Genomic DNA, 20,269 nt, shown 5'->3' with positions numbered 1-20,269 from the left:
GGTTCTTTAGTCTTCAGGTTTACAATTATTGTATAAAGGTAAATCAATCTCGTAAAAGTACTTTTTCAACAGGTTGTACATGTCCGGGTCGTATGCTTTCAGCTTGGTGCGGTTGTTTACCTGGTTATGTACGCCGTTGGCTTTTCCTGCATAGCGGTTGCAGTTGAAGAATGATTGCGTACATTCGGCAAAATATTCTTCTTTGCAACTGATGGCGTATGTATCTTTCCATAATCCTTTCTGTATGGCGTTCTGGCGCAGTGCTTCCAGCCGTTCGTCGAAATCAGGCTCTACGCCTACAATGCCAATGGTATGGATCAGATGTGCAAACTCATGGACCAGGATGTTTTCGCCGATGTATTTGTCTTGCGGCAGGGCCAGCAGGTTTTCTTCACCGCAACTGGACGAGTAGGTATCTTCAGGCGCGCCTCCAAAGCCACGGGCACGCTTGTTCCAGTATTTGATACTGTCCTCGCAATTGCAGATATGCGCGAATTCGGGCAGGTCGCAGGTTTCTTCCTCTTTACCGATTACCATTACGTGGCAACCTTTTTCTACCATGTGTGCTGTGATATCGGGACGTTTTGCCAACATAAGGCTGATGATATCGCAGGCTTTCAGCAGGGCTTTGTCGCTTACTCGTTCCGAAGAGGTGACATAGAGTCCTTTTGTCTCGATATATTTCTTATAGAAGTCGGGTATTAGTTTGCCTTCAGGTATGCCGGTTATGGCACTGTGCTTCGGACATACCTCCAGTTTCAGGGCGAAACCGCCTCCCGAAGCGAGGTGAAGCTTGAGCTTTGTGTCGCGTGTCACTTCCAGTTGTTCGCATAAATAGTCTTCGGCTTGCTTCGAAGCATTGATTCCGTCTTTTATTAAGGTACACCGGTATGTTTCGTTTGCATTCAGGAAAGAGAAATCGATTGTCAGGTCACGTTCGTCCCAATTAGTCATGCCGCCTACATACCAGTTGATGTCTTTTTTGCGTGCCGTTACGATGTATTTTCCTATCTCGCCCGTCAAAACAAATGTGGAGTCGGTTTCTACCGGTAAGGAGGTGATGAACTCCAGGCATTCCGGTTCGCGCATATAATTGGTGGGTGCGTCGCAAAGCATGGTAAACGGTGAATCATATACAATATAAGCGGCCAGCTGGTGGGCACGGGTTCCCATACTCATCGGTGTGTAATACATCGGTTTGAAGTCGCGCTTCGTGGCGTTGCGCATGGCTCCCGGCGTATAGTCCACGTGGCCTGCCATCATGCGGATGTAAGGGAAGGTCACATCGTATAGCGGCATATCCTTTTCCACTTCGCTCCATTTCGCTTCTTCCATGCCGAATACACTTTCGTAGTTGATAACGTTGGGATAAGTGCGGTTCAGTCCGGTCGGTTTATAAATGCCATGATAATCGAGCAACAGTTTGTATTCGGCAGCTTTTTCGGCAATACGGTAAACCATTTCCACAGCGGTCTGGTCATCACGGTCGAGAAAATCTACCTTGAATCCTTTGATGCCCATATCAGCATATTTTTTACAAGCAGCTTCCAACTGCTCGTCCAGTACGTTAAATACCGTCCACAACACGATACCTACACCTTTGTTTTTCCCGTATGCTACCAATTCGGGCAAGTCAATAGCCGGAATGGTAGTAAGCATATCTCCGCTCTTGGGATCGTACCAGCCCTCGTCCATTACGATGTATTCCAGTCCGTTACGGGAAGCAAAGTCGATATAATATTTATAGGTGTCCATGTTGATGCCTGTACTGAAGCCTACTCCTTTTAAGTTCCAGTCGTTCCACCATTCCCAAGCCACCTTGCCAGGCTTTACCCAGCTGTAATCTCCGATACGGTTCGGCGATGCTAAGGCATAAACTAAATTGTTGACCGGCATCTCGCTGTCTTTTTCTGTAACAGCAAGGATGCGCCATGGATATTCACGTGTGCCTTTTACTTTCGCAATGAAATTCTCCGTTTCGGTCACGTATAATTGTTTGCGCCACGGGTAATAGGCTGTTTTTTTAGGATAAGAGGCAAATACACCTTTCAGTCCGTTTGTTCCGGTAGGTTCGATAAACATACCCGGATAGGCTTCCAGGTCCGATTCCAGCAATGTTACTTTTACGTTTCCGCAATCTACGGTTACCGGAAGAAAGGCCAGTTGCTTGCGTGCTTCCGAAAGAGGTTTTACATCGTAGGTTGCCTGATATGCCATTGCCATTGGCTTTTCTTCGTTGGTCGTGTAAGGCAGGTATGCCGTATAGTTATCAGGGAAATTGAATTCCGCCGTTTCATTGGCAATGACCAATTCTTTGTCTTTACCCATGGTTGTGTAAAAACGATAGGCGATGCCTTCATTGTATACCCGGAAGATAACGCCGAAATCACCTTTCAGCTTCAAGTCCATTTCGTTGCACACAGCACGGAATGACTTGAAGCGATAAAAAGGAGATGTTACATCCTGAACAACCTCCCTTGACTTTTTCGAAGTAACTTTCACTGCTTTCCCGGCAGTAAGTTGTTCGTCAAGGGCCACCAAACCTATTTGACTGCTTTTAAGTATGAGAGAATTGTTATGATATACCGAGTATGTCAACAGACTGTTTCCGTCTGTTACTGTAACCTTCAAGTGCTTGTCGGGCGAAAGCAATGTGTAGTCCTTCGCTTGCGAGGTAATCCCGATAAGGCTGAAAATGATTCCGAAAAAAAAAGATGTCTTTTTCATGTGTTTATGTATTAAGGGCTATTTTCTGTTTGCAAAACAAAAGAAAAACTTCCGAATAATGTGTCATAGAAGTCTTAAACAATGCGAATATCGTCCGAAAGCCGTTGTTATCCGTGGCTTTTGGACGATTATTGCATCTTGTTAGACGATTTTTACGGTTAGAGGATGCGGGTATTCGTTAGTTTTACCTTGTAGGGCCATTGTGCAGTCGGCACTTGTTGCAATAACCGGTGGGTGTCGTGCGGACCGGCGGTAACTATCAGCCACAGGTGAGCCAGTTTCTTGCCTTCGGGCACAGTCCACGAAACAGTGCCGGTTTGATTGTCCGCATCTGTGCTTCCCGACGTACCGAACAAAGTTTCCCCTTCTTCGGTTACCCCCACCAGCCCATAACGGTAATAGGCAGCCTCATGAAGGGGATTCTTATAACCCGGATATCCTGTCGGTGCCTCCTTGCCTTGCAGTCCTTTGAAGTCGGCTTTCACCGTCGTACCAGGTTCGGGCACATCAAGCCGGATAGCGTTAAAACCGTAATTTTCCGGACAGCGCTCTGCTTTTACCTGCCAATAGCCATCGGACTCTTGGGTCATATAAGGCTTAAAGTTTTCAAACGAATTGGCAAATGGACGGGTTTCGGCAAAAGCCCGTTTGAAGTCGAGATTCACCAGATGACAGTAGCAGTCGAACATTTCATCCACAAACTTGTAGTTTTCTCCTTCCTTAAAACCTTTCAGACGTTGGTAGGTCCGTACAGGGTCTTCGTCTGCGGTGCTTTTTCGGTAAAATTCGGCAATGAGGTCCAGTCCGTTGCGTTCGCTCCAGTATTCCAATACATACGGCGAACGATATACATTCTCGTCGTGCAGGAAAGCCTTGTGCGAGGCTTGTTTAAAAGCATCCCAATGATAGGTTTCTTCGGCAATCCAGTTGGGATTGACTTGCCACAACATCCATTGTGAAGTCATTTCGAAAAAACCTCCCTGTTTCTCACCCCAACAGGAACTGCCGTCTGCCAGCATCTGAAGCTGGAAGCTATGCCCCAGTTCGTGTGCCACGGCATTCAGGTTCGGGTCTTGTAGCCGGTTTGGCGCAGCCCAAAAGGCTCCTATCTTGTTATCGTAAGCCCCTCCGTATGCCGTACCGTCCAGCGAATACATCAGCATCACCATCATACGGTAACGTTCGCTATACGAGCCTGGGTTGACAAAGTTTAAGCTATCGCGAAAAAAGGTATAAAATTCCTCCAGCTTCGTTTTCAGGTGTTCCAAATCAACGTGCATGTCGTGTCCATTCAATTGTGGAGGATTGGCCAAATCTTTGCCGAAGCCTTTTTCCCAAAAGATGGCTGTGTTTTCGGTATAATCCATCCGGGCGTAACTGTACCGGCAGGTGTCTATTTGCCAGTTTTGTCCGGCAAATTCTTCAGGTTGGTAGATTGCTTTTCCTTCCGGAAGCGGATAGGGTTGGCTGGCAGGAAGGGTGTCATGGGCTGCATACGAAAGCAGGGCAGCCGCGCTTGCTAACAGCATACTGAGGTTCATCATATTTTTTCTTTTTTGTTCTGTCAGCAAAGTAAGGAAAAAAACGGGACAAAAAAGGGTGAAATCGTACAAGGTTATGCCACAATCGTCCAAGCGAATGCATTTTTTGCATCTTATGAATATCGCAAACAGTCAACCGTAGGGGCGTATTTCAAATTCTTTCTATCTCTTTAATGTCCAGTCCGGTGCTTCTGGAGATTACCTCTACATCGAAGTTCATGTCTTTTAGTTGGCGGGCTATTGCAATGGCTTTTTCCTTTTCACCTAGTTCTCTGCCTTTGGCAATTCCTTCTTCCAATCCTTTTGCGTGCCCTTTTGCTACCCCTTTGTTTTCCGCAGTTTCTATTACGCTGATCCAGTCTCTGTAGTTTTTGAGGCTTTCTTCGTATTCGTATCGTTCCTTTCGGTCGAACTTCGCTATTTCAGCGGCTTCGAACAGCCGTGTGAAAACCTTCTCTTGCAGGGCTTCCGGCCGTTTCATGAGTGTGGCAAGATTCCGTATGGCGTACAACCACTTGTCGAAGAGCGTCTCCAATTTGTCTTCCTCCTTGGTGAACTTGGGCATTTCCAGGTAGATGAATGTCAACTTGTCGTAGAATATTTCCTTGGTGTCGATGTCTATCAGCTTGATTTCGTGGTAGAAGTCCGTATTATCTGGATAAATGGAAAAGTTCAGGATACCGATGGTGTATATACCCTTCAGTTCGTAGTTCCAATCCCCCCGTGGAGCTTGCTCCCGGATGGCGAATGTCGAATAATAGATGCTTCTGTCCTTGAAGAACTGCTGTTCACCTTTCTGCATCTCCACGATGAAATGTTCTCCCTTCTCGTTCTTGCAATACACATCGAACACGGCGCGCCGGTCGTATTCCTGCTTGCCAAGGTGTTCGGCGTTCAGGTAGGTAATGTCCTCTATTTTTTCCCTTCCGTGTAGCAGGGCGTTGAGGAAACTGATGAGCAGTTCTTTGTTGATTTCCGTACCGAAGAGCTTCTTGAATGCGAAGTCGGTATAAAAGTTGACGTATCTTTCTACGATTCCTTCCGAGCACATAAGCGTATGGTTTTAAGTGATATGCAAAGATACGGTTTTTATAGTTAGTCGGAAATGAATCGGGAAAAAACAAACGTAGAGGCGCAAAGATTTATCTTTAATGTCCGCATCTTGTCCATTAACTTGTAGGGGCAGGGTCTGCCTGCCCGAAAAAAATGGAACATAGAGACACGAAGGCACAGAGTTTATTTTTTAGTGAATGTCAATTTACAGACCAAAATATTTCTCAACCATATCTTTGAGCTGTTCAGATGACAGATTTGCTATTCCAATCGATTCAATAAGAGAAAACTCTTCCTTGTTTTTACCTATAACGAACTTTCGTTCATTACCATCTATTTCGGCGAGCAAATGGAAATTTCCTTTAAAAGCCTGCTCCATCCCGGATGTTCTTTACGATATGTCTGTTGATGGTTATTTCAGATGCATGTGTAGCTTCTTCTAACTCACCCCAAGACCTCAATTGATTGGCTATAGTTGTTTCAATCCGTCCTATCCACTGCTCGGCAACACCATATTTTGAAGCGACCGTACGGAATTGTTTCAGACTGTCTGCTACTTCACGTATCACTGCATCAGGCCGGCGTATGCCATTGTCTTTAGCAAACTGGATGACATCATCCCGTGTAATATCCCGAAGTTTGGCGCGGATATACAGACAGTGCTCTTCATTGGGCAAAAATCCTCCGTTGTCGAATATATAAGTGATATCGTATGCCGGAGACAGACGCCAGGAACCATCTTCACTCATAACAAATGAAAAATTCTTATTGTGGTCGTCCGTATTGTTGGCCAAGATATTGAATACCATCCGACGGAATACCTCAGAACAGTCAGCCTCGGGCAGATGAAGTTTCCGACATACTGCTATCAGCTGTTCGTAACTGTCGGCTTCGGGACGGATGGCAGCCAAAGTCTGGGTATGAACCTTCTTTCCATCCTTACGGTCGAAACGTCTGGTCATGAAATGATTATTTCCATCTACCTGATAGAGTTCAGATGGCATCATATTGATTCCTGCCATAGTAGCCAGTTCATAATAGGCCATCTCCAATTCTGCCGAACTATATTGAGAATTGCCGAATTTAATCAGACAGTAATCAAAGTCATCCAGGCCGGAAATCTGTCCGCTACGTATCTCTCTACTCTTTCGGTTGATGGCCACAATGGCTTTGGGTTGACGGCCACCTGCAGAAGTACCTACAGTAAGCAACGATTGCATGGTAATGGATTCTTCGGGTAGAATTCGTGCATTTTCTTTTTCTGTGAATATGCGCTCTGCCAGATTAGCCAAAGACTTGATATCTATTTTCCCTGCCTTGCGTTCTCGCGAAACTTCAGGTAGAAACTCGAGAGCTCCCATGCCACGTTTCCCAATGAACGAGAGCTTGTCAAGGGGAGTAATGTCTGCATTGGACAGATGGTTCTGTTGACGCCACAAATCAAACAACTGATTACCCCAGGCATCAGGCAATGAATCGGCTACAAAAGCAGGTAATTTCTGATAAATTTTAGCATCTTCTCCCCAGATAGGCATAAGACCTCTTGCCCCATCTATCGGTGCTGCCAATGGAGATATATTCAGACCTTTCTTCAGAAAGACGGGGTTATACGTGAAGTAGGACAATCTGCGTTTGGTATCCCAAGCCAACCGGCCTATTTCTTCACCCCAAAGCATTACTCTTAAAGATTGTACCATAGTTCGTATCATTTGGAGTGTCTTACGCGCTGTGTCTTTTTATCGTCTTTACGCATCAGGTAAGGAGATTCTGGTAGCTCTGGAAGAATATGGTCTATCATGTTGATCTGCCCAACGACTTTCAGCAACACGATAAATGTGGACAATGAAATATTGCCTGCAGTGCCGTTCTCAAATTTGTGGATGGTGGTAAGTCCAATTCCCGATTGCTCGGAAACATCTTTCTGAGTAAGATTACAGCGTATTCTGTATTCCTTAAACCGGGCACCTAATAGCCTTACAATCTCGGGAGTAGAGTATTCATAAAAGTCTGCCATATTTCCTATATTTATATATCATTATAATGATAATTAAATACACTTTTATATATTAATCTTCATTATAATGAATGTTACAAATACAAAACTACAAAATTAATCTGATTAGAACGAACTTCTCTGAGAAAACTTTAATAATTAAATGAAAAGAAAGATTAGTGAATTCACGTTAGGGTAAGTAAATTTCAGTGTGTGGCTTGGGTAAAAGATGGTAGGGTCTGCCTGCCCGAAAAAATGGAACACAGAGACGCAAAGGCACAGAGTTTATTTTTTAATGAATGTCCGCATCTTGTCAGTTAACCTGTAGGGGCAGGGTCTGCCTGCCCGAAAAAAAATCGAACACAGAGACACGAAGGCACAGAGTTTATTTTTAATGAATGTCCGCATCTTGCCGGTTAACCTGTAAGGGCAGGGTCTGCCTGCCCGAATGCATTCACGTGGATGCATACGGGCGGGCGAACCCCGCCCCTACATGGACTGTTGCGAATATTCATTTCAAGCAAAAGCGCAGCGAGAGTGTTGTTTGGCTTTGTGTCCTTTTGCCTTCTCTACTATAACCTCTGCGTCTTTGCGTCTCCGCGTTCGATTTCTTTATAAAATTCGTATATTGAATACGAAGGTAGCAGTGTATTGCGTGCCGTTCAGGGTGTAGACCAGTGCTTCCCGGATGGTGTAGGTGTCGCCTGCGGTGCAATGGTCAGGGAATTGCCCGATGGTGAAGGTAAACGTATCCTTGTTGAATTCCGAGTAGACGTAGCTGTCGTCTCCCCAGCCGATGGCGTTCCCTGCCTTATCGTACCAGAACCCTAAGCCGTTGGCGGTGCAGTTGTATTCCAGCGAGCCGTCTGCCTGCACGGCGGCAAAGGCGATTTGTCCCTCTGCGGGCGTAGCGTTTGCCTCCATGATTTTCGAGGCAATCAGGCTGGGCTGCATCACGAATGCCTGTGCCAGTTCCTCCATGTCCCCTTCGTTGATGACGCTGACGGTTGTTCCCGTGTAGTCACCGTTGGTAGTGGCGGGGAAACTCAGGTCGTAAGTGAAGGTTACATCCGTTGGCTGGGCGTCCGGATCTATTACAACCGAACCCAATAAGTCTGTGCCGTTGAATTTCACTTTATAAGGCCATTGCTCGTCGGTCAGGTCCTTTTCGTCCCACGGATGGGCTTTGTAAGTCTTCGGGGCTGCTTGCACGATGAAGTACAGTTGCTCCGTTCCGGCAGGAACCGTGAAGCTGGCGTTGCCCGCTTCGGCTGCATACCGTTCGCTATATACCCGTGTGCCGCCGCTGGTCAGGGCTACAAAGCCATAGCTCCAGCCTGCGTCCGATGCGTCTCCTATATTATTATAGGTGTCTACTGTTCCGGCCACCACTTCCGTGTCCATGTATTCACCCGGGTCATCCGCTGCCAGGGGGCTTCCAGGCATCAGTCCTTCAAAGTCGGCCGATACGGTCGTTTGTCCTTCGGGCACGTTGAGGGCGATGACATTGAATCCGGTCGTTTCGGGGCAGTCGGCGTATGCCACCTGGTAGTATCCATCCGCCGTCGGGTAGAGCGTCGTGCTGTAACGTCCCAAGTAGCCGTCCGAATATTCGCGGATGCCGTTGATGTCGAAGGTGGCCATGCGTGCGGCGTAGTCATACAGTTCTTCTTTCATCGTTTCCCAACTGTTGTTGGCATACAGGCGCATGTAAGCTGCGATGGCGTCTTCCGGCGCGTGCGAGTTCTTCCATACGTTTGCCACCGCGTCGTCCCCGTGCTTGTCCGTCCAGTAGGTTTGCAGCCAGTAGCTGGCGTAGCGCATCCATTCGTGTTCGAAGTGGCGGTGGTTGTTTGCCAGCCATACGTCGAAGTTGTAGGTGGTGAACATCTCCTCGGGATAGTCTTGGAACGATTGCCACTGCGCGCATTGTTCCCAGAAGCCGTTGCCTCCGTTGCTGCCTTCGTAGCCGTAGCGGAATCCGGTCTGGAAGTCATTCGCCTCGCCTTGGTACACCTTGTCGCAATACACTTGGTATTGGAAACTGTGCCCTATCTCGTGGGCGATGGTCGAGCCTACGGGCTGGCAGGTACTGGGGTTCACCCACAGTGCGCCGATTACGTCATCGTAACCCGATCCGGTAGCCAGCCATTCTTCCTGGTAAAGCAGGTAGATTTCCATCTTGTACTGGTCCAGGCTCGATTTGCCTTGTCCCGTCTCGGCGAAGCCTAACTTCTCGATGTTGGTCTGGTAGAACTGTTCGGCTTTCTCCAGCAGGTCATCGATGTCCACCCGCATGTTCGCCGGAACGGTTTCAGCATTGGGGTCGTCGCCAAAGCCCGCTTCCCAGAACACGAAGAAGTGTTCGCTCTGCTTCGAGCGGAACCACGACCATTGTGCGTCGCTGCGCAGCATGTCCATCGAGGCGAACTCGGCAGGCTTATAGTACTTTTCGAAGTCTTCTATCTCCGATTCGTCCATGATTTGTAAGTCCGAGCCACTTTGGGTTACGGTGATTTCCTTTTGTGCCGTATGGCAAGTGATGGTAATCGTAGCGGTACGTGTGGCTCCGGTAGTGTTCTCTTCCATAGAGAAACTCAATGTGTTAACGCCTCCGGTATCTCCATCATTTTCCAGCGTGAGCCACCCGTCTTCATTGCCTGCCGTGACAGTAGCTTTCCAGATGGCACGGGCAGTCAGTTCTATTTCATAAGAAGTGGTTTCTGCGTCTACCGATATGTTCATGTCTTCTTCGGCTATGGCGAGCAGATAGTCTGCCGAATATTCTTCTTCATCGTCTTTACAACTGGTGAAGTAGAAAGCGAAGATAGCAGTGAAGCATAACAGTAGCCAATTTAGCTTTGTTGTCATAATCCATTTTTGTTAGATGGTTAATTACTTTGTGTCACGGTAATCACTTTTTGTGCCGTGTGGCAAGTGATGGTGATGGTGGCAGTACGGGTAGCTCCCGTTGTGTTTTCCGCTACGTCGAAAGCCAAGGTGTTATATCCTCCCGTGTCGCTTCCGGTAGTCAGGGTAATCCATTCTTCACCACTGTCTGTTGTAACAGTAGCTTTCCAAATGGCGCGGGCTACTATTTCCACTTCGTATGAACTGGCTTCAGCAGGGGCTGAAATGTTCAGGTTTTCTTCGGCGATGTTGAGAAGGTAATCTGCAGAGTATTCTTCCTCATCATCGTTACAACTGGTGATGCTTACGGCAAAGAATGCCATAAACAGTATCAATAGCCAATTAGATAATTTTGTCATAGTCATTATATTTTTAAGATTTGTGTGTAGGAGCGATATACCCCGACATTATTCTCACCGAAGGTCTGTCATAATTGAGAAACTGAACACAGAGGCAAAAAGATGCAACGAAACTATTTTTATGTATCAATGAAAAAGCTTTATGCCTTTGTGCTCAGTTCCATTTAGATTTACCCTCGGAGGGCTTCTTGCTTATTCAGCCGCTTCCGGGTCTACCTGGAAGTTGATGTTCACCGTAACTTTGCCTCCGTTACACGTAATGATGTACGTGGTAGTCAGCGTAGTTCCGGCTGTAGGCGAAACATTTTCCGGATGGTTGCCGCCATACAGGTAGAGTTCTGTTTCGCTGGTGCCTAAGCTAACCCAGCAGAGACCGTCGGCATATGCGGCAGATGAACCGTCAGCAGCCAGCCAGTATCCCGGCACATCGGCAGTATATTCGGGTTCTTCCGCTGTTTCCGTCTGGCAGTAAATCTTCAGGTCGCCCGATACACGTGCGCTGTGTATTTGATACGTGGTCATCTTGAATGCCTGGCGGAGCGTTTCGCGTACATCTACTTGTACAGGAGCGAAGTCGTTCGTGTAGTTCTTTTGCAAGTTTACATCGATGGTCAGTTCTTCGGGTTCACCTTCGGGAGCGGTTTCCGGGTCTTGGTAAGCCACGATGTTTACGGTGATTTCCATCATCGCAATCTTGTTGTTAGCCAAGAAGCCGTACTTCACGGTGTACGAGTCGCCCACGGCGCAGTTGCCCGGATATTGTCCGATGCCGATTTCGTCTACAGGCCAGCCGTCACCGCCATACGATGTATAAACGCGTGAGTTTTCACTATAGGCATTTGCGCCACCGTCTGCATCGTACCAGAATCCGTTGGTTCCGGCATTGGTCTCTTGGGCATAGCTGCCGTCTGCCTGTACGCCAAGGTAGCCTTCTATTTCGTCCATCGAAGCGATACCCAACGCTGCGGTCACTTGGTCGGGGTCAAACTTCACGTTCACCATGTCGTAGGTACTTGCCGGGTTCATATCCAAGGTGAGTTGTTGCGTATTGGCTATTTCTGCCGTTACGTCACCCCGTTCGGTCAAGATGTACGTAATGGCTACCGCTACACGCTTGTCTTCGTAAGAGAGGCATTCGTATACCGTCCATTCTTGCGGGGTGGTGAATGTGTTGGGATTCTGACCAATATTGAAGTAATTGTTTTCATCTTCGTCATCTGGGAATCCTTGCCATTCACAATAGAAAGAAAGCGTACCTAATGCGCTCAAATCATTCCATGTCCCGGCATCGCCATTGTTGTCAAACCAATGTCCCCACACACCGTTGGTGGTGCTTCGGTTCAGTGTATAGTCTTGGTGGGTGCTGGCTTGGATGGCGAATCCATTGATGGTAGGCGCGCCGGTGTCTTGGTTGATACCTGCCAACACTTCTTCTTCGGTCAGTCCGAAGCATTCGGCAATGGCTGCGATATCAATATCAAGGCGTTGCGTAGTATAGGTAGTGGCAAAATAATCTGTTACGGTGTATTCCAGTATCAAGTCGGCATTGATTTGCTGGCGCAGTGCCTCGGCAATGGAGTCTTGCCGGCGGATCTCTTCCATTTCGTCATCGGTCAAGATGTGCAAGCCCGTAATTTCGTCCATATCGTAGTCGCCACAAGCGGTGACCCCTGTAAGGAACAGGAAAGCGGGCAATAGGAATATGTAATATAGTCTTTTCATAAGGATAAATGATTAAAAGGTTGATGGTTATTTTGCTCCCGTATAGCCCGGATTCTGTTCGATGGTGGTGTTGGTACGCATCACGCTTTCAGGAATCGGGAAGATGTTCCAGTGGTCGGTGGTGACGGCATCCTTACAGAAGTAAGATTTGCCGTTGAACACGTTGCGTCCGTCTGCCATCTTGAAGCGGATCATGTCCTGACGGCGGTGCTCTTCGCATGCGAATTCCCAGCCCAAGTCGTCGAACAAGCCGCCCAACTCGATGTCATCGCCACCTTCGTAAGTGCTGATGTAGTTGCTCCAGTCGTTGTAAGCTATCGGCTCATACTCGCTGTGTCCGTAGGCATATACGCTTCCGCCTTTCAGGTCGGCTACGGTGCGGGTGGCTTCCGCCAACGATTCAAACGAACGTTTGCGGACTTCTGTTACCAAGTCGGCTGCGGTCTGTTCGTCGCGTCCCAAGCGCAGCAAGCATTCCGCCTTGATGAACATGGCATCCGCCAGGCGGAAGATGACCAAGTCGTCCGAGGTAGTTCCCCAGTTACCTCCTCCTACTATCTCGTACTTGTGCAGGCGATAACCTTCTTGCTGGTAGGCACCGTCGATGGAGTGCACGTTCTTGTTGTAGTTCAGGTAACCCGTGCCCGACCAGTCATCGGCCGTAAAGGGGATGGGGTCGCCCGCATTGGGGGTATATGTACCGTCGGCATTCTCTACGGCGTAGTGCTGCAAATCCATTGCCCAGGTATCAGCCAAACGTTTGTCGTTGGCGGAATAGGTATCGATAAACTGCGGGATGGCGCACGAACCGTTGGTGGCGGTAGCGGTGCTGGCGTAAGCATCCATACCGGCTTGCGGCATGACGTAGGTCATCAGGTTGAAGTTGACGGCATGGGTACGGTCGCCCGGTACGCAGAAAATGATTTCGGGATTACCTTCCAGATTTTCGCGGAAATTGTCTTTGTAGTTGGGCGCCAACTCAAAGCCTCCTTCGGTCAGGACGGTTTCTACTTCTGCCAAGGCGTCTTCATAGCCTTGGTTGTCGTTGGTGCCCAAGTAAACGTTTTTGTTCAAGTACAGCTTGGCAAGTGCCATACATACGGCGTACTTGTTGCCCCAGCCGTGGATGTAATCGGTGGTGATGACATCTTTGATGTCGTTCAGTTCGCTGACGCAGAAATTATAGATTTCCTCTCCCGACACCTGTTCGGGCACGTAACCATCGGGATTGTTCATTGTGGTCTGCAGCGGAATGTTGCGGAAAAGGTCTAACAGGTGGTAGTAAGTTAGGGCACGGAAGAAACGCATCTGTGCGCGGTCTTCTACATTATCTTCGGGCAGGTTGTCCAGTACCATGTTACAATAGTTGATACAATTGTACGCATAACCCCAATTGTTTTCCGACAAACCGAAGTTGTAATCCCAATTGTGTTTGTGTCCGTTGATGTAAACGTCACCCCAGCCGATACCAATGCGCAGGGGAACCATGTACTGGTCAGTGCAGATTTCCAACTGATGGAACAATCCAAACCAACTGGTATGCAGGTATCGGTATTGGGCGATGGCTTGGCCTTCCAACAACTGGATGTCATCCGGGTTGGTCAGGTCAATGTTCGTGTCGTTCAAGTCGCTATAGAGGGTCTCGGTCAGGTCGGTACATGATGTTGTCACATTCAGGCTGCAGCCGACGAACATTCCTAACAATATGTTTTTAATTAGCTTTTTCATGGTGTTCATTCGTTAAAAGTTAAGCGTTAAACCTACCGTGTACGAACGGGTAGTAGGGTATTTATCCTGGTAGTCGATGCCCGGTGTCTGGAAAGCATTATCTACCTCCGGGTCTAATCCGGAGTAACCAGTGATGCAGAAAACGTTGCTTGCCGATGCATAGATACGCAGGTTGTTGATATAATCCTTTATCTTGCCTTTCAGCGGCAGGGTGTAGCCCAAGGTGATGTTGCTCAGCTTCAGGAAGTCGCCGTTTTCCAAGTGGTCGCTCGAGAAATATTGGGCGGCTGTATTCGAGAGACGTACCATCTTTTGGTTGCCGTCGGCATCCAATACGGGCGTGCCGTCCAAGTTGATGGCGGGACGCAGGTCGTAAGCTGTCTTCAGGCGGTTGTAGGCGATGGAGTTGTTTTCATAGAAACAACGCCATGCGTTCAGAATCTTGTAACCGAATTGTCCGGTAAACTGCAAGTTTAAGTCAATGCCTTTGTAGTTAAAGGTATGTCCCCACCCCAAATAGACTTTCGGCAGTCCGTTGCCCAGACGTTGGCGGTTTTCCATCACATTGTGGTTTGTGTTGAATTCTTCATTCACCCAACCTCCGTTGCCGTCACTTACTTGTACGATGGGTACTCCGTTTTCGCTGACTCCTACGTATTTCAGCCCCCAAAACTCGCCTAAACTGTGGCCTACTTCCATATAGTGGGTCGGTGTGCTGATGGGTTCGCCCAATCCGCCATATAATTCGTGAAAGTCATCGGTCTCGTACAAAGTGTTACTCAGTTTGAGCAGCTTGTTTTTGTTGTGCGAAAGGGTCAGGGTGGTGCTCCACTCGAAATCCTTGGTCCGGACGGGTACACCGGTCACCATGACTTCCACACCTACGTTACGTATATCACCTACATTGGCAAGGGTATAGCCATACAAATTGGGCGGTACAGGTACGCTATATGAGTACATCAAGTCGGAAGTCTTACGGTGATAGACATCAATGCTACCGGAGAGGCGTTCATCCAGCACACTCCAGTCTAAACCGAAGTTCCATTCACGGGTGGTTTCCCATTTCAGGTCTTTGTTGGGATTCTGTATAACTTCCAATGTTTGGATCCAATTTCCGCTTTGGTCTTGGATGTCACCGTAGGGAGCGATGTCGTAAAGGTATTGTGCCCGATAAGAACTGGTTGGGGTGATACCGGTCACACCGTATCCTATGCGCAGTTTCAGGTTGTTCAGCCAAGAGCGGGTCTTTTCCATAAACGGTTCGTTGCTGATGGTCCATCCCAACGAAACGGAGGGGAAGGTAGCCCACCGGTTGTTTGCACCGAATTTGCTGGATCCTTCGTGGCGGATGCTGAGCAGGGCGTTGTAGCGGTTGGCGTAGCCGTAGCTGACACGGGCGAAGAAACCAACAAGGGTGTCATCGTATGCGTCAGAGCCCATGCCCGCATGGCGGTCTTCTTCGGTCAGAAGCGTACCCAGTCCCAAGTTGTTGTAGAGGTAAGCTACCGAAGGGAAGTTTCCGTTGCTGGCGGAAAAACCGTCGTACTTGTTGTAGAGGTAGCTGTAACCTACCAACCCTTCGAAGCGGTGTTCGCCCCATGTATGGTTGTAGCGCGAAGTGATTTCCAAAGTCTGGCTGCGATAGTTGCCTTCGCTCTTCGAAGCGGAACCGTTGTAGTTGTCTTCTTTCGCCAAGGTGTAATAGTCCGGATAAGTGAACGACTGGCTGACGCTTGCCGATTCGTTCAACGAGAGCATCACATTGGTCTGCCATCCCTTAATGGGTTCTACGGTGACGTTACCCGTCATTTGGTAGAAACGGACGCGGGTATCGCCTTCGTATTCGTTCTGGATTTCCACCGGATTGATGTAGTTCAGGCGATTGAAATTTTCGTAATACGTTCCGTCTTCGTTATAGATGGGTTCCGACGGGTTGCGGATAATCGCCTGGCGGTAAGCGTAGGTATTGTTGTTCAACGAATACTTCTGCCGGCTGATCAAGGCGTTGAAGTTGAACTTCAGCTTGTCGTTCCAAGCGTATTGGGTGAAGTCCAACTGCATCTTCAGGTTTTCGTTGTCGCTCTTGCGCATGATAGCTTCATCGTTGCTGTAAACGACGTTGGCGGAGTAAGTAGAGGTTTTCGTACCACCGTTCATAGAAAGCGAATGGTTGTGCTTGAAGCCCGCCTTGCGGCTGATGGCTTTCAGCCAGTCGGTGTCGTAGCCTTCGTAGGTATAGGCGGTGCGTCCGTAGATGATGTCATGCGTATCCATGAACTCCGGTGTGTCTGTCCATTTCGAGAACGATACGTAACCCGAATAAGTGATGTCGGCTTTCTGATCGCGGCGTCCGGTCTTGGTGGTAATCAAGATGACACCGTTGGCACCACGGGTACCGTAGATGGCGGCAGCCGAAGCGTCTTTCAGTACGTCGATGGAAGCGATGTTTTCGGGCGCTACGGTGGTGAGGTCGCCTTCGATACCGTCTACCAAGATAAGCGGGTTGGTGTTACCCGACACGGTATTGATACCACGCAGCATGATGGAAGAGGTAGCCGTCGGGTCACCGCTAGAGTTGGTGACGCTCAGACCGGCAATCTTTCCTTTCACCAGTTCGGCGGCATCGGTAATCTTACCTACTGTAAAATCTTCTGCTTTCACCGAAGCCACGGCACTGGTCACATCACCCTTGCGCTGCGTACCGTAACCGATGACTACTACTTCGTCCATCATCTCGGCGTTTTCTTGCAGTGTAATGGTTTGTCCAGCCTTTAGTTCGCTTGCCTTCATTTCTATGTTTTTATAACCAATGTAGCTGATGACCAAGGTAGCGTTGGGAGCTACTTTCAGTGAGAACTTACCGTCGAAATCGGTAATCGTACCGTTGGTTGTACCTTTTTCCATAACGTTGGCTCCAATGATGCTTTCTCCGTTCGAGTCTACCACCTGCCCGCTGACGGTCCGTGTCTGTTGGGCTGCCATCACAGCGGCTTCCATGTTCCCTGCTTCGGCATACATTGCCAATGGCAACCCTGCAGCCAGCATGGTACAAGCGGCCACCTTCACCATTGCGCGACTGAATAACGCGCGGTTTCCATGTGTATCCATTCTGTTTGTATTTAAAGGTTAATAGTTAGTTAAGAATTAACAGTGAACAAGGAATAGCGGGAATAGCCATTCTTTGTTCCTGTTAATTATTCACTGTTAATTATTAATTATTAATTGTTCACTGCTAATTATTCACTGTCATTCTACTTTCCACTCTATCACTCCTCCCGACGCTCCTTCTTGCAGCTGTGCCACAATCATCAGGTCGGTGGTTTTCACGGGATGGAAGTCGAGGTGGTTGTAGCGGTCCTTATCGGTGGTGTAAGGGCTTTGCGCTTCCACTTCCTTCCATTGGTTGCCCTGTTTGTAGTAGAGCTTCCACGAGGCGGGCGTGCGGAAGTTTCCGTCGTAGTGGTCGAAATCCAGCCAGTACACGTCTACGGATTTTACCTCGGTGGGTTGACTGAATCGGTAGCACACATTCTCTTTCGAGCCTTGGCGCAGCCACCAGTAATGGTAGGGCTTGGAAGTATCGCTCGAACGTTTCGGTTCCCACTGGTCGTTGTAGCCCCATGCCCATTGCAGGTTGCTGGTGGCTGCGGGCACATCGGTGGTAGCTTGGGTAGGAAGCGAGTACATCTGTGCCTTGCTGGCTATGGCCGGTTCGGGTGTCGGGGTAGCGTATTCCTTGGATTCGGGAATCCATACTTCCATCTGGTCGGCACCGCGGTTGTTCCAGGTAGAGTAGGGGATGGCGCGGAAGGTCAGGTCTTTCACCGAGCCGTCGCGTTCCACTTCCTTGGCAGCCCCGCTCAATACCATCACGCCGTTGAGCAGGTTGGCTTCGTAGGTGGCACTGATTTGTGTGTCGGGGGTGATGAACTTGTTAAACACGGTGCTGTCGGGCTGGTCTTTGCCTTCCAGGCAGAATACGATAGGTCCGCGTTCCAGTGCCAGCATGCCACGGTCTACTTCTACCGAGTCGTTCGCCTGGATGCGTCGCACGTCCATTGGCAGGTCCAGTTCGATGACGTCGCCTGCTTTCCAGGTGCGTACCAAGGTTTCGTAACCGTCGCCTTCGGCTGCCCGTGCCGACGAGCCGTTTACTTTCAGGGTATATTTTTTCGGAGCATCGGTATAGGCGTAGAGGTCGGAAGCTACCGGCGCACTCTTTGCCCAACTGGGGATGCGCAGACGGATGGCGAACTCTCCTTCTTTATCAGGCGTCACCTTAATGGCTATCTTACCGTTCCAAGGATATCCGGTGGTCTGTTCCAGTGTGACCTTGGTGCTGTCGGCAAGCTGCATCTCGGCTTTACCTTGTATATAGAGGTTGACGTAGATATCGTTCTGCTGAGTAGCGTAGGCATAGTTGGGCACGGAAGCGATGAAGCGGGTCACATTACCCGGGCAACAAGCACAACCGAACCAACGTTGGCGTTCGTGCTGCCCCATCGATTCCAGCGGATTGTCGTAGAAAAACTTGTCGCCACTGAGCGAAACGCCGCTGATGACACCGTTGTAAAGTGCACGTTCCAGCACATCGATGTATTTCGATTCGCCCGTGGCAAGGAACATGCGGTAGTTCCAGTACACGTTGGCGATGGAAGCGCAAGTCTCACAATAGGCGGTGTGGTTCTGCAGTTCGTAATTCGGTCCGAAGCCTTCGCCTTGTGCACGCGACCCCATGCCGCCAGTGATGTATAGCTTCTTGCTTACGAGGTTGTCCCACAGGCGGGTCAAGGCATGGAAATAAGCCGTATCATGAGTAAGGGCTGCCACATCTGCCACACCCGAATAGAGATAGCCGGCACGTACGGCGTGGCCCACGATTTCGTCTTGTTGCAGGATGGGCTTATGGTCTTGGCTGTATTCGCTCAGCTTGTGCCCGTCGGTGCCCCGTCCGGTTTCTTCGACGAAGTATTTCGCCATGTCGAGGTATTTCCGGTCGCCCGTCACCTTATATAATTTGCAGAGTGCCATCTCTACGATGGGGTGTCCGCTGGGGCGGTGTATCTGTCCTTCCTTCGGTCCGAAGGTCTTGCAGACGAGGTCGGCATTCTTGATAGCGACATCCAGGAAGGTACGCTTGCCGGTAGCACGGTAATGGGCAACGGCTGCTTCGTACATGTGTCCGCTGTTGTACAGCTCGTGGCTGTTGATTTTTTCCCATTTCGAGCGTCCCCACCATCCGGAGAGACGATAACATTTATTGGTGACGCAAGTAGTAAGATATCCGTCCGGTTCTTGCGCCGCAGCAATGATGTTGATGACGCTGTCCAGGTAATGGTCCAGTTGCGGGTCGTATTTCACCGCGAGCGAATACGATGCCCCTTCTATTACCTTATAAGGATCGGTATCGTCGAAAGAAAAGTCGCCCCGGTGCTCTCCTTTTTTCAGTCCGGCGGCAATGGCGAAGTTATCAAATCGTCCGTTTTTCTCACATTCTTTAAATGCGGAAGGGATAGACACGGTGCGGTTGGTCTCGATGCGGGGCAACCAGAAGCTATCGCTCAGGTGCACCTGGGTGAACGGCACTTCCTGAATGGGAGCATCGGGCTGGATATAGGCAGGTTTGCCACACGAAGTGACTCCCAACGCTACAAGTCCGCTCATCAGTGTTAACAGATAGTTCTTCATATTATTATTTTTAAAATTTCATCTGCACAAATGTAGGAGGAAATCTGAAAACCGGATAAAAAGATAGTCCATATTGATAAGAAAATAGTCGTGTAGAGGTCTACAGAATATGCTTTACAGCACGTTTAAACAGGATATAGACGATTTTGTCATCTGTTTGGATGATTTTTACAGATGAATATATCCGCAAACCAATTGTTTTACTATGTTGTAAGAGATTGTTTTAATTTCTCCAACAAATTTGCTTAGCAGATACGAATCAATATATGATTGAATGGTTCAGGATCTGTTACAGGCTACCTTCTTTTTACGTTTTCCATATGAAAACCGTACGGTTTCCATATCGAGAACGTACGGTTTTCAATTGGAGAACGTACGGTTTTGATAGGAAAACCATAAAAGGATGCCGTCCGGATTGATAATACAACCCTATCAGAAACTCCAAATATTGGGAAGGATTTTGGGATTTTGATTAAGAAGCTGTTTTGAATTTCTCCAAAAAGTTTTTCTTGGCTTGATGTATCCGTTTTCGTGTGTGCTTTGGGCGA

Annotated in this window: 11 protein-coding genes and 1 pseudogene; all 12 read right to left on the bottom strand. The window is 48.6% G+C overall.

Annotation, left to right across the window (positions count from 1 at the left end; translation table 11 throughout):
- Positions 1 to 6: 6 nt before the first annotated feature.
- Positions 7 to 2,727, bottom strand: a complete 2,721-nt coding sequence (locus tag H9625_RS13800) for a glycoside hydrolase family 97 catalytic domain-containing protein (RefSeq protein ID WP_191764900.1) — start codon at positions 2,725 to 2,727, stop codon at positions 7 to 9.
- 158 nt (positions 2,728 to 2,885) lie between these two features.
- Positions 2,886 to 4,271: a DUF6055 domain-containing protein gene (locus H9625_RS13795; protein ID WP_191764898.1), complete on the bottom strand. Its 1,386-nt coding sequence runs from the start codon at positions 4,269 to 4,271 to the stop codon at positions 2,886 to 2,888.
- Positions 4,272 to 4,419: 148 nt separating this feature from the next.
- Positions 4,420 to 5,319 carry an Rpn family recombination-promoting nuclease/putative transposase gene (locus H9625_RS13790; RefSeq protein ID WP_191764896.1) on the bottom strand — a complete coding sequence of 300 codons (900 nt, stop codon included), beginning with the start codon at positions 5,317 to 5,319 and terminating at the stop codon, positions 4,420 to 4,422.
- Positions 5,320 to 5,526: 207 nt separating this feature from the next.
- Positions 5,527 to 7,018 (bottom strand): annotated as a pseudogene (locus H9625_RS13785) (type II toxin-antitoxin system HipA family toxin).
- 8 nt (positions 7,019 to 7,026) lie between these two features.
- Positions 7,027 to 7,335 carry a helix-turn-helix domain-containing protein gene (locus tag H9625_RS13780; protein WP_087251738.1) on the bottom strand — a complete coding sequence of 103 codons (309 nt, stop codon included), beginning with the start codon at positions 7,333 to 7,335 and terminating at the stop codon, positions 7,027 to 7,029.
- Between the two features lie 591 nt (positions 7,336 to 7,926).
- Positions 7,927 to 10,185: a DUF6055 domain-containing protein gene (locus H9625_RS13775; RefSeq protein WP_191764894.1), complete on the bottom strand. Its 2,259-nt coding sequence runs from the start codon at positions 10,183 to 10,185 to the stop codon at positions 7,927 to 7,929.
- 20 nt (positions 10,186 to 10,205) lie between these two features.
- Entirely contained in the window at positions 10,206 to 10,583 is a 378-nt protein-coding gene (locus H9625_RS13770; protein WP_162614468.1) for a BACON domain-containing protein, read from the bottom strand.
- A 192-nt stretch (positions 10,584 to 10,775) separates the two neighbouring features.
- A complete protein-coding gene (locus tag H9625_RS13765) occupies positions 10,776 to 12,305 on the bottom strand; it encodes a DUF4859 domain-containing protein (protein ID WP_087251695.1) in 1,530 nt (509 codons plus the stop codon).
- Positions 12,306 to 12,332: 27 nt separating this feature from the next.
- The gene (locus tag H9625_RS13760) at positions 12,333 to 14,033 is read right to left on the bottom strand and encodes a RagB/SusD family nutrient uptake outer membrane protein (RefSeq protein ID WP_191764892.1); all 1,701 of its coding nucleotides are present in this window, start codon (positions 14,031 to 14,033) and stop codon (positions 12,333 to 12,335) included.
- A gap of 12 nt (positions 14,034 to 14,045) precedes the next feature.
- The gene (locus H9625_RS13755; RefSeq protein ID WP_191764890.1) at positions 14,046 to 17,141 is read right to left on the bottom strand and encodes a SusC/RagA family TonB-linked outer membrane protein; all 3,096 of its coding nucleotides are present in this window, start codon (positions 17,139 to 17,141) and stop codon (positions 14,046 to 14,048) included.
- A gap of 138 nt (positions 17,142 to 17,279) precedes the next feature.
- Entirely contained in the window at positions 17,280 to 19,697 is a 2,418-nt protein-coding gene (locus tag H9625_RS13750; protein ID WP_394354946.1) for a glycoside hydrolase family 127 protein, read from the bottom strand.
- Positions 19,698 to 20,017: 320 nt separating this feature from the next.
- Positions 20,018 to 20,269: hypothetical protein (locus H9625_RS17785; protein WP_225226440.1), on the bottom strand; the 252-nt coding region annotated here is incomplete at its 5' end.

The organism is Phocaeicola intestinalis (assembly GCF_014837065.1).
Taxonomy (GTDB): Bacteria; Bacteroidota; Bacteroidia; order Bacteroidales; family Bacteroidaceae; genus Phocaeicola; species Phocaeicola intestinalis.
This window is presented reverse-complemented; position numbering and strand designations above follow the sequence as displayed.

Excerpts from the sequence above, each read along its gene's own strand:
- H9625_RS13800 (WP_191764900.1), bottom strand. The coding sequence starts at position 2,727 with ATGAAAAAGACATCTTTTTTTTTCGGAATCATTTTCAGCCTTATCGGG.
- H9625_RS13795 (WP_191764898.1), bottom strand. The coding sequence starts at position 4,271 with ATGATGAACCTCAGTATGCTGTTAGCAAGCGCGGCTGCCCTGCTTTCG.
- H9625_RS13790 (WP_191764896.1), bottom strand. The coding sequence starts at position 5,319 with ATGTGCTCGGAAGGAATCGTAGAAAGATACGTCAACTTTTATACCGAC.
- H9625_RS13780 (WP_087251738.1), bottom strand. The coding sequence starts at position 7,335 with ATGGCAGACTTTTATGAATACTCTACTCCCGAGATTGTAAGGCTATTA.
- H9625_RS13775 (WP_191764894.1), bottom strand. The coding sequence starts at position 10,185 with ATGACAACAAAGCTAAATTGGCTACTGTTATGCTTCACTGCTATCTTC.
- H9625_RS13770 (WP_162614468.1), bottom strand. The coding sequence starts at position 10,583 with ATGACAAAATTATCTAATTGGCTATTGATACTGTTTATGGCATTCTTT.
- H9625_RS13765 (WP_087251695.1), bottom strand. The coding sequence starts at position 12,305 with ATGAAAAGACTATATTACATATTCCTATTGCCCGCTTTCCTGTTCCTT.
- H9625_RS13760 (WP_191764892.1), bottom strand. The coding sequence starts at position 14,033 with ATGAAAAAGCTAATTAAAAACATATTGTTAGGAATGTTCGTCGGCTGC.
- H9625_RS13755 (WP_191764890.1), bottom strand. The coding sequence starts at position 17,141 with ATGGATACACATGGAAACCGCGCGTTATTCAGTCGCGCAATGGTGAAG.
- H9625_RS13750 (WP_394354946.1), bottom strand. The coding sequence starts at position 19,697 with ATGAGCGGACTTGTAGCGTTGGGAGTCACTTCGTGTGGCAAACCTGCC.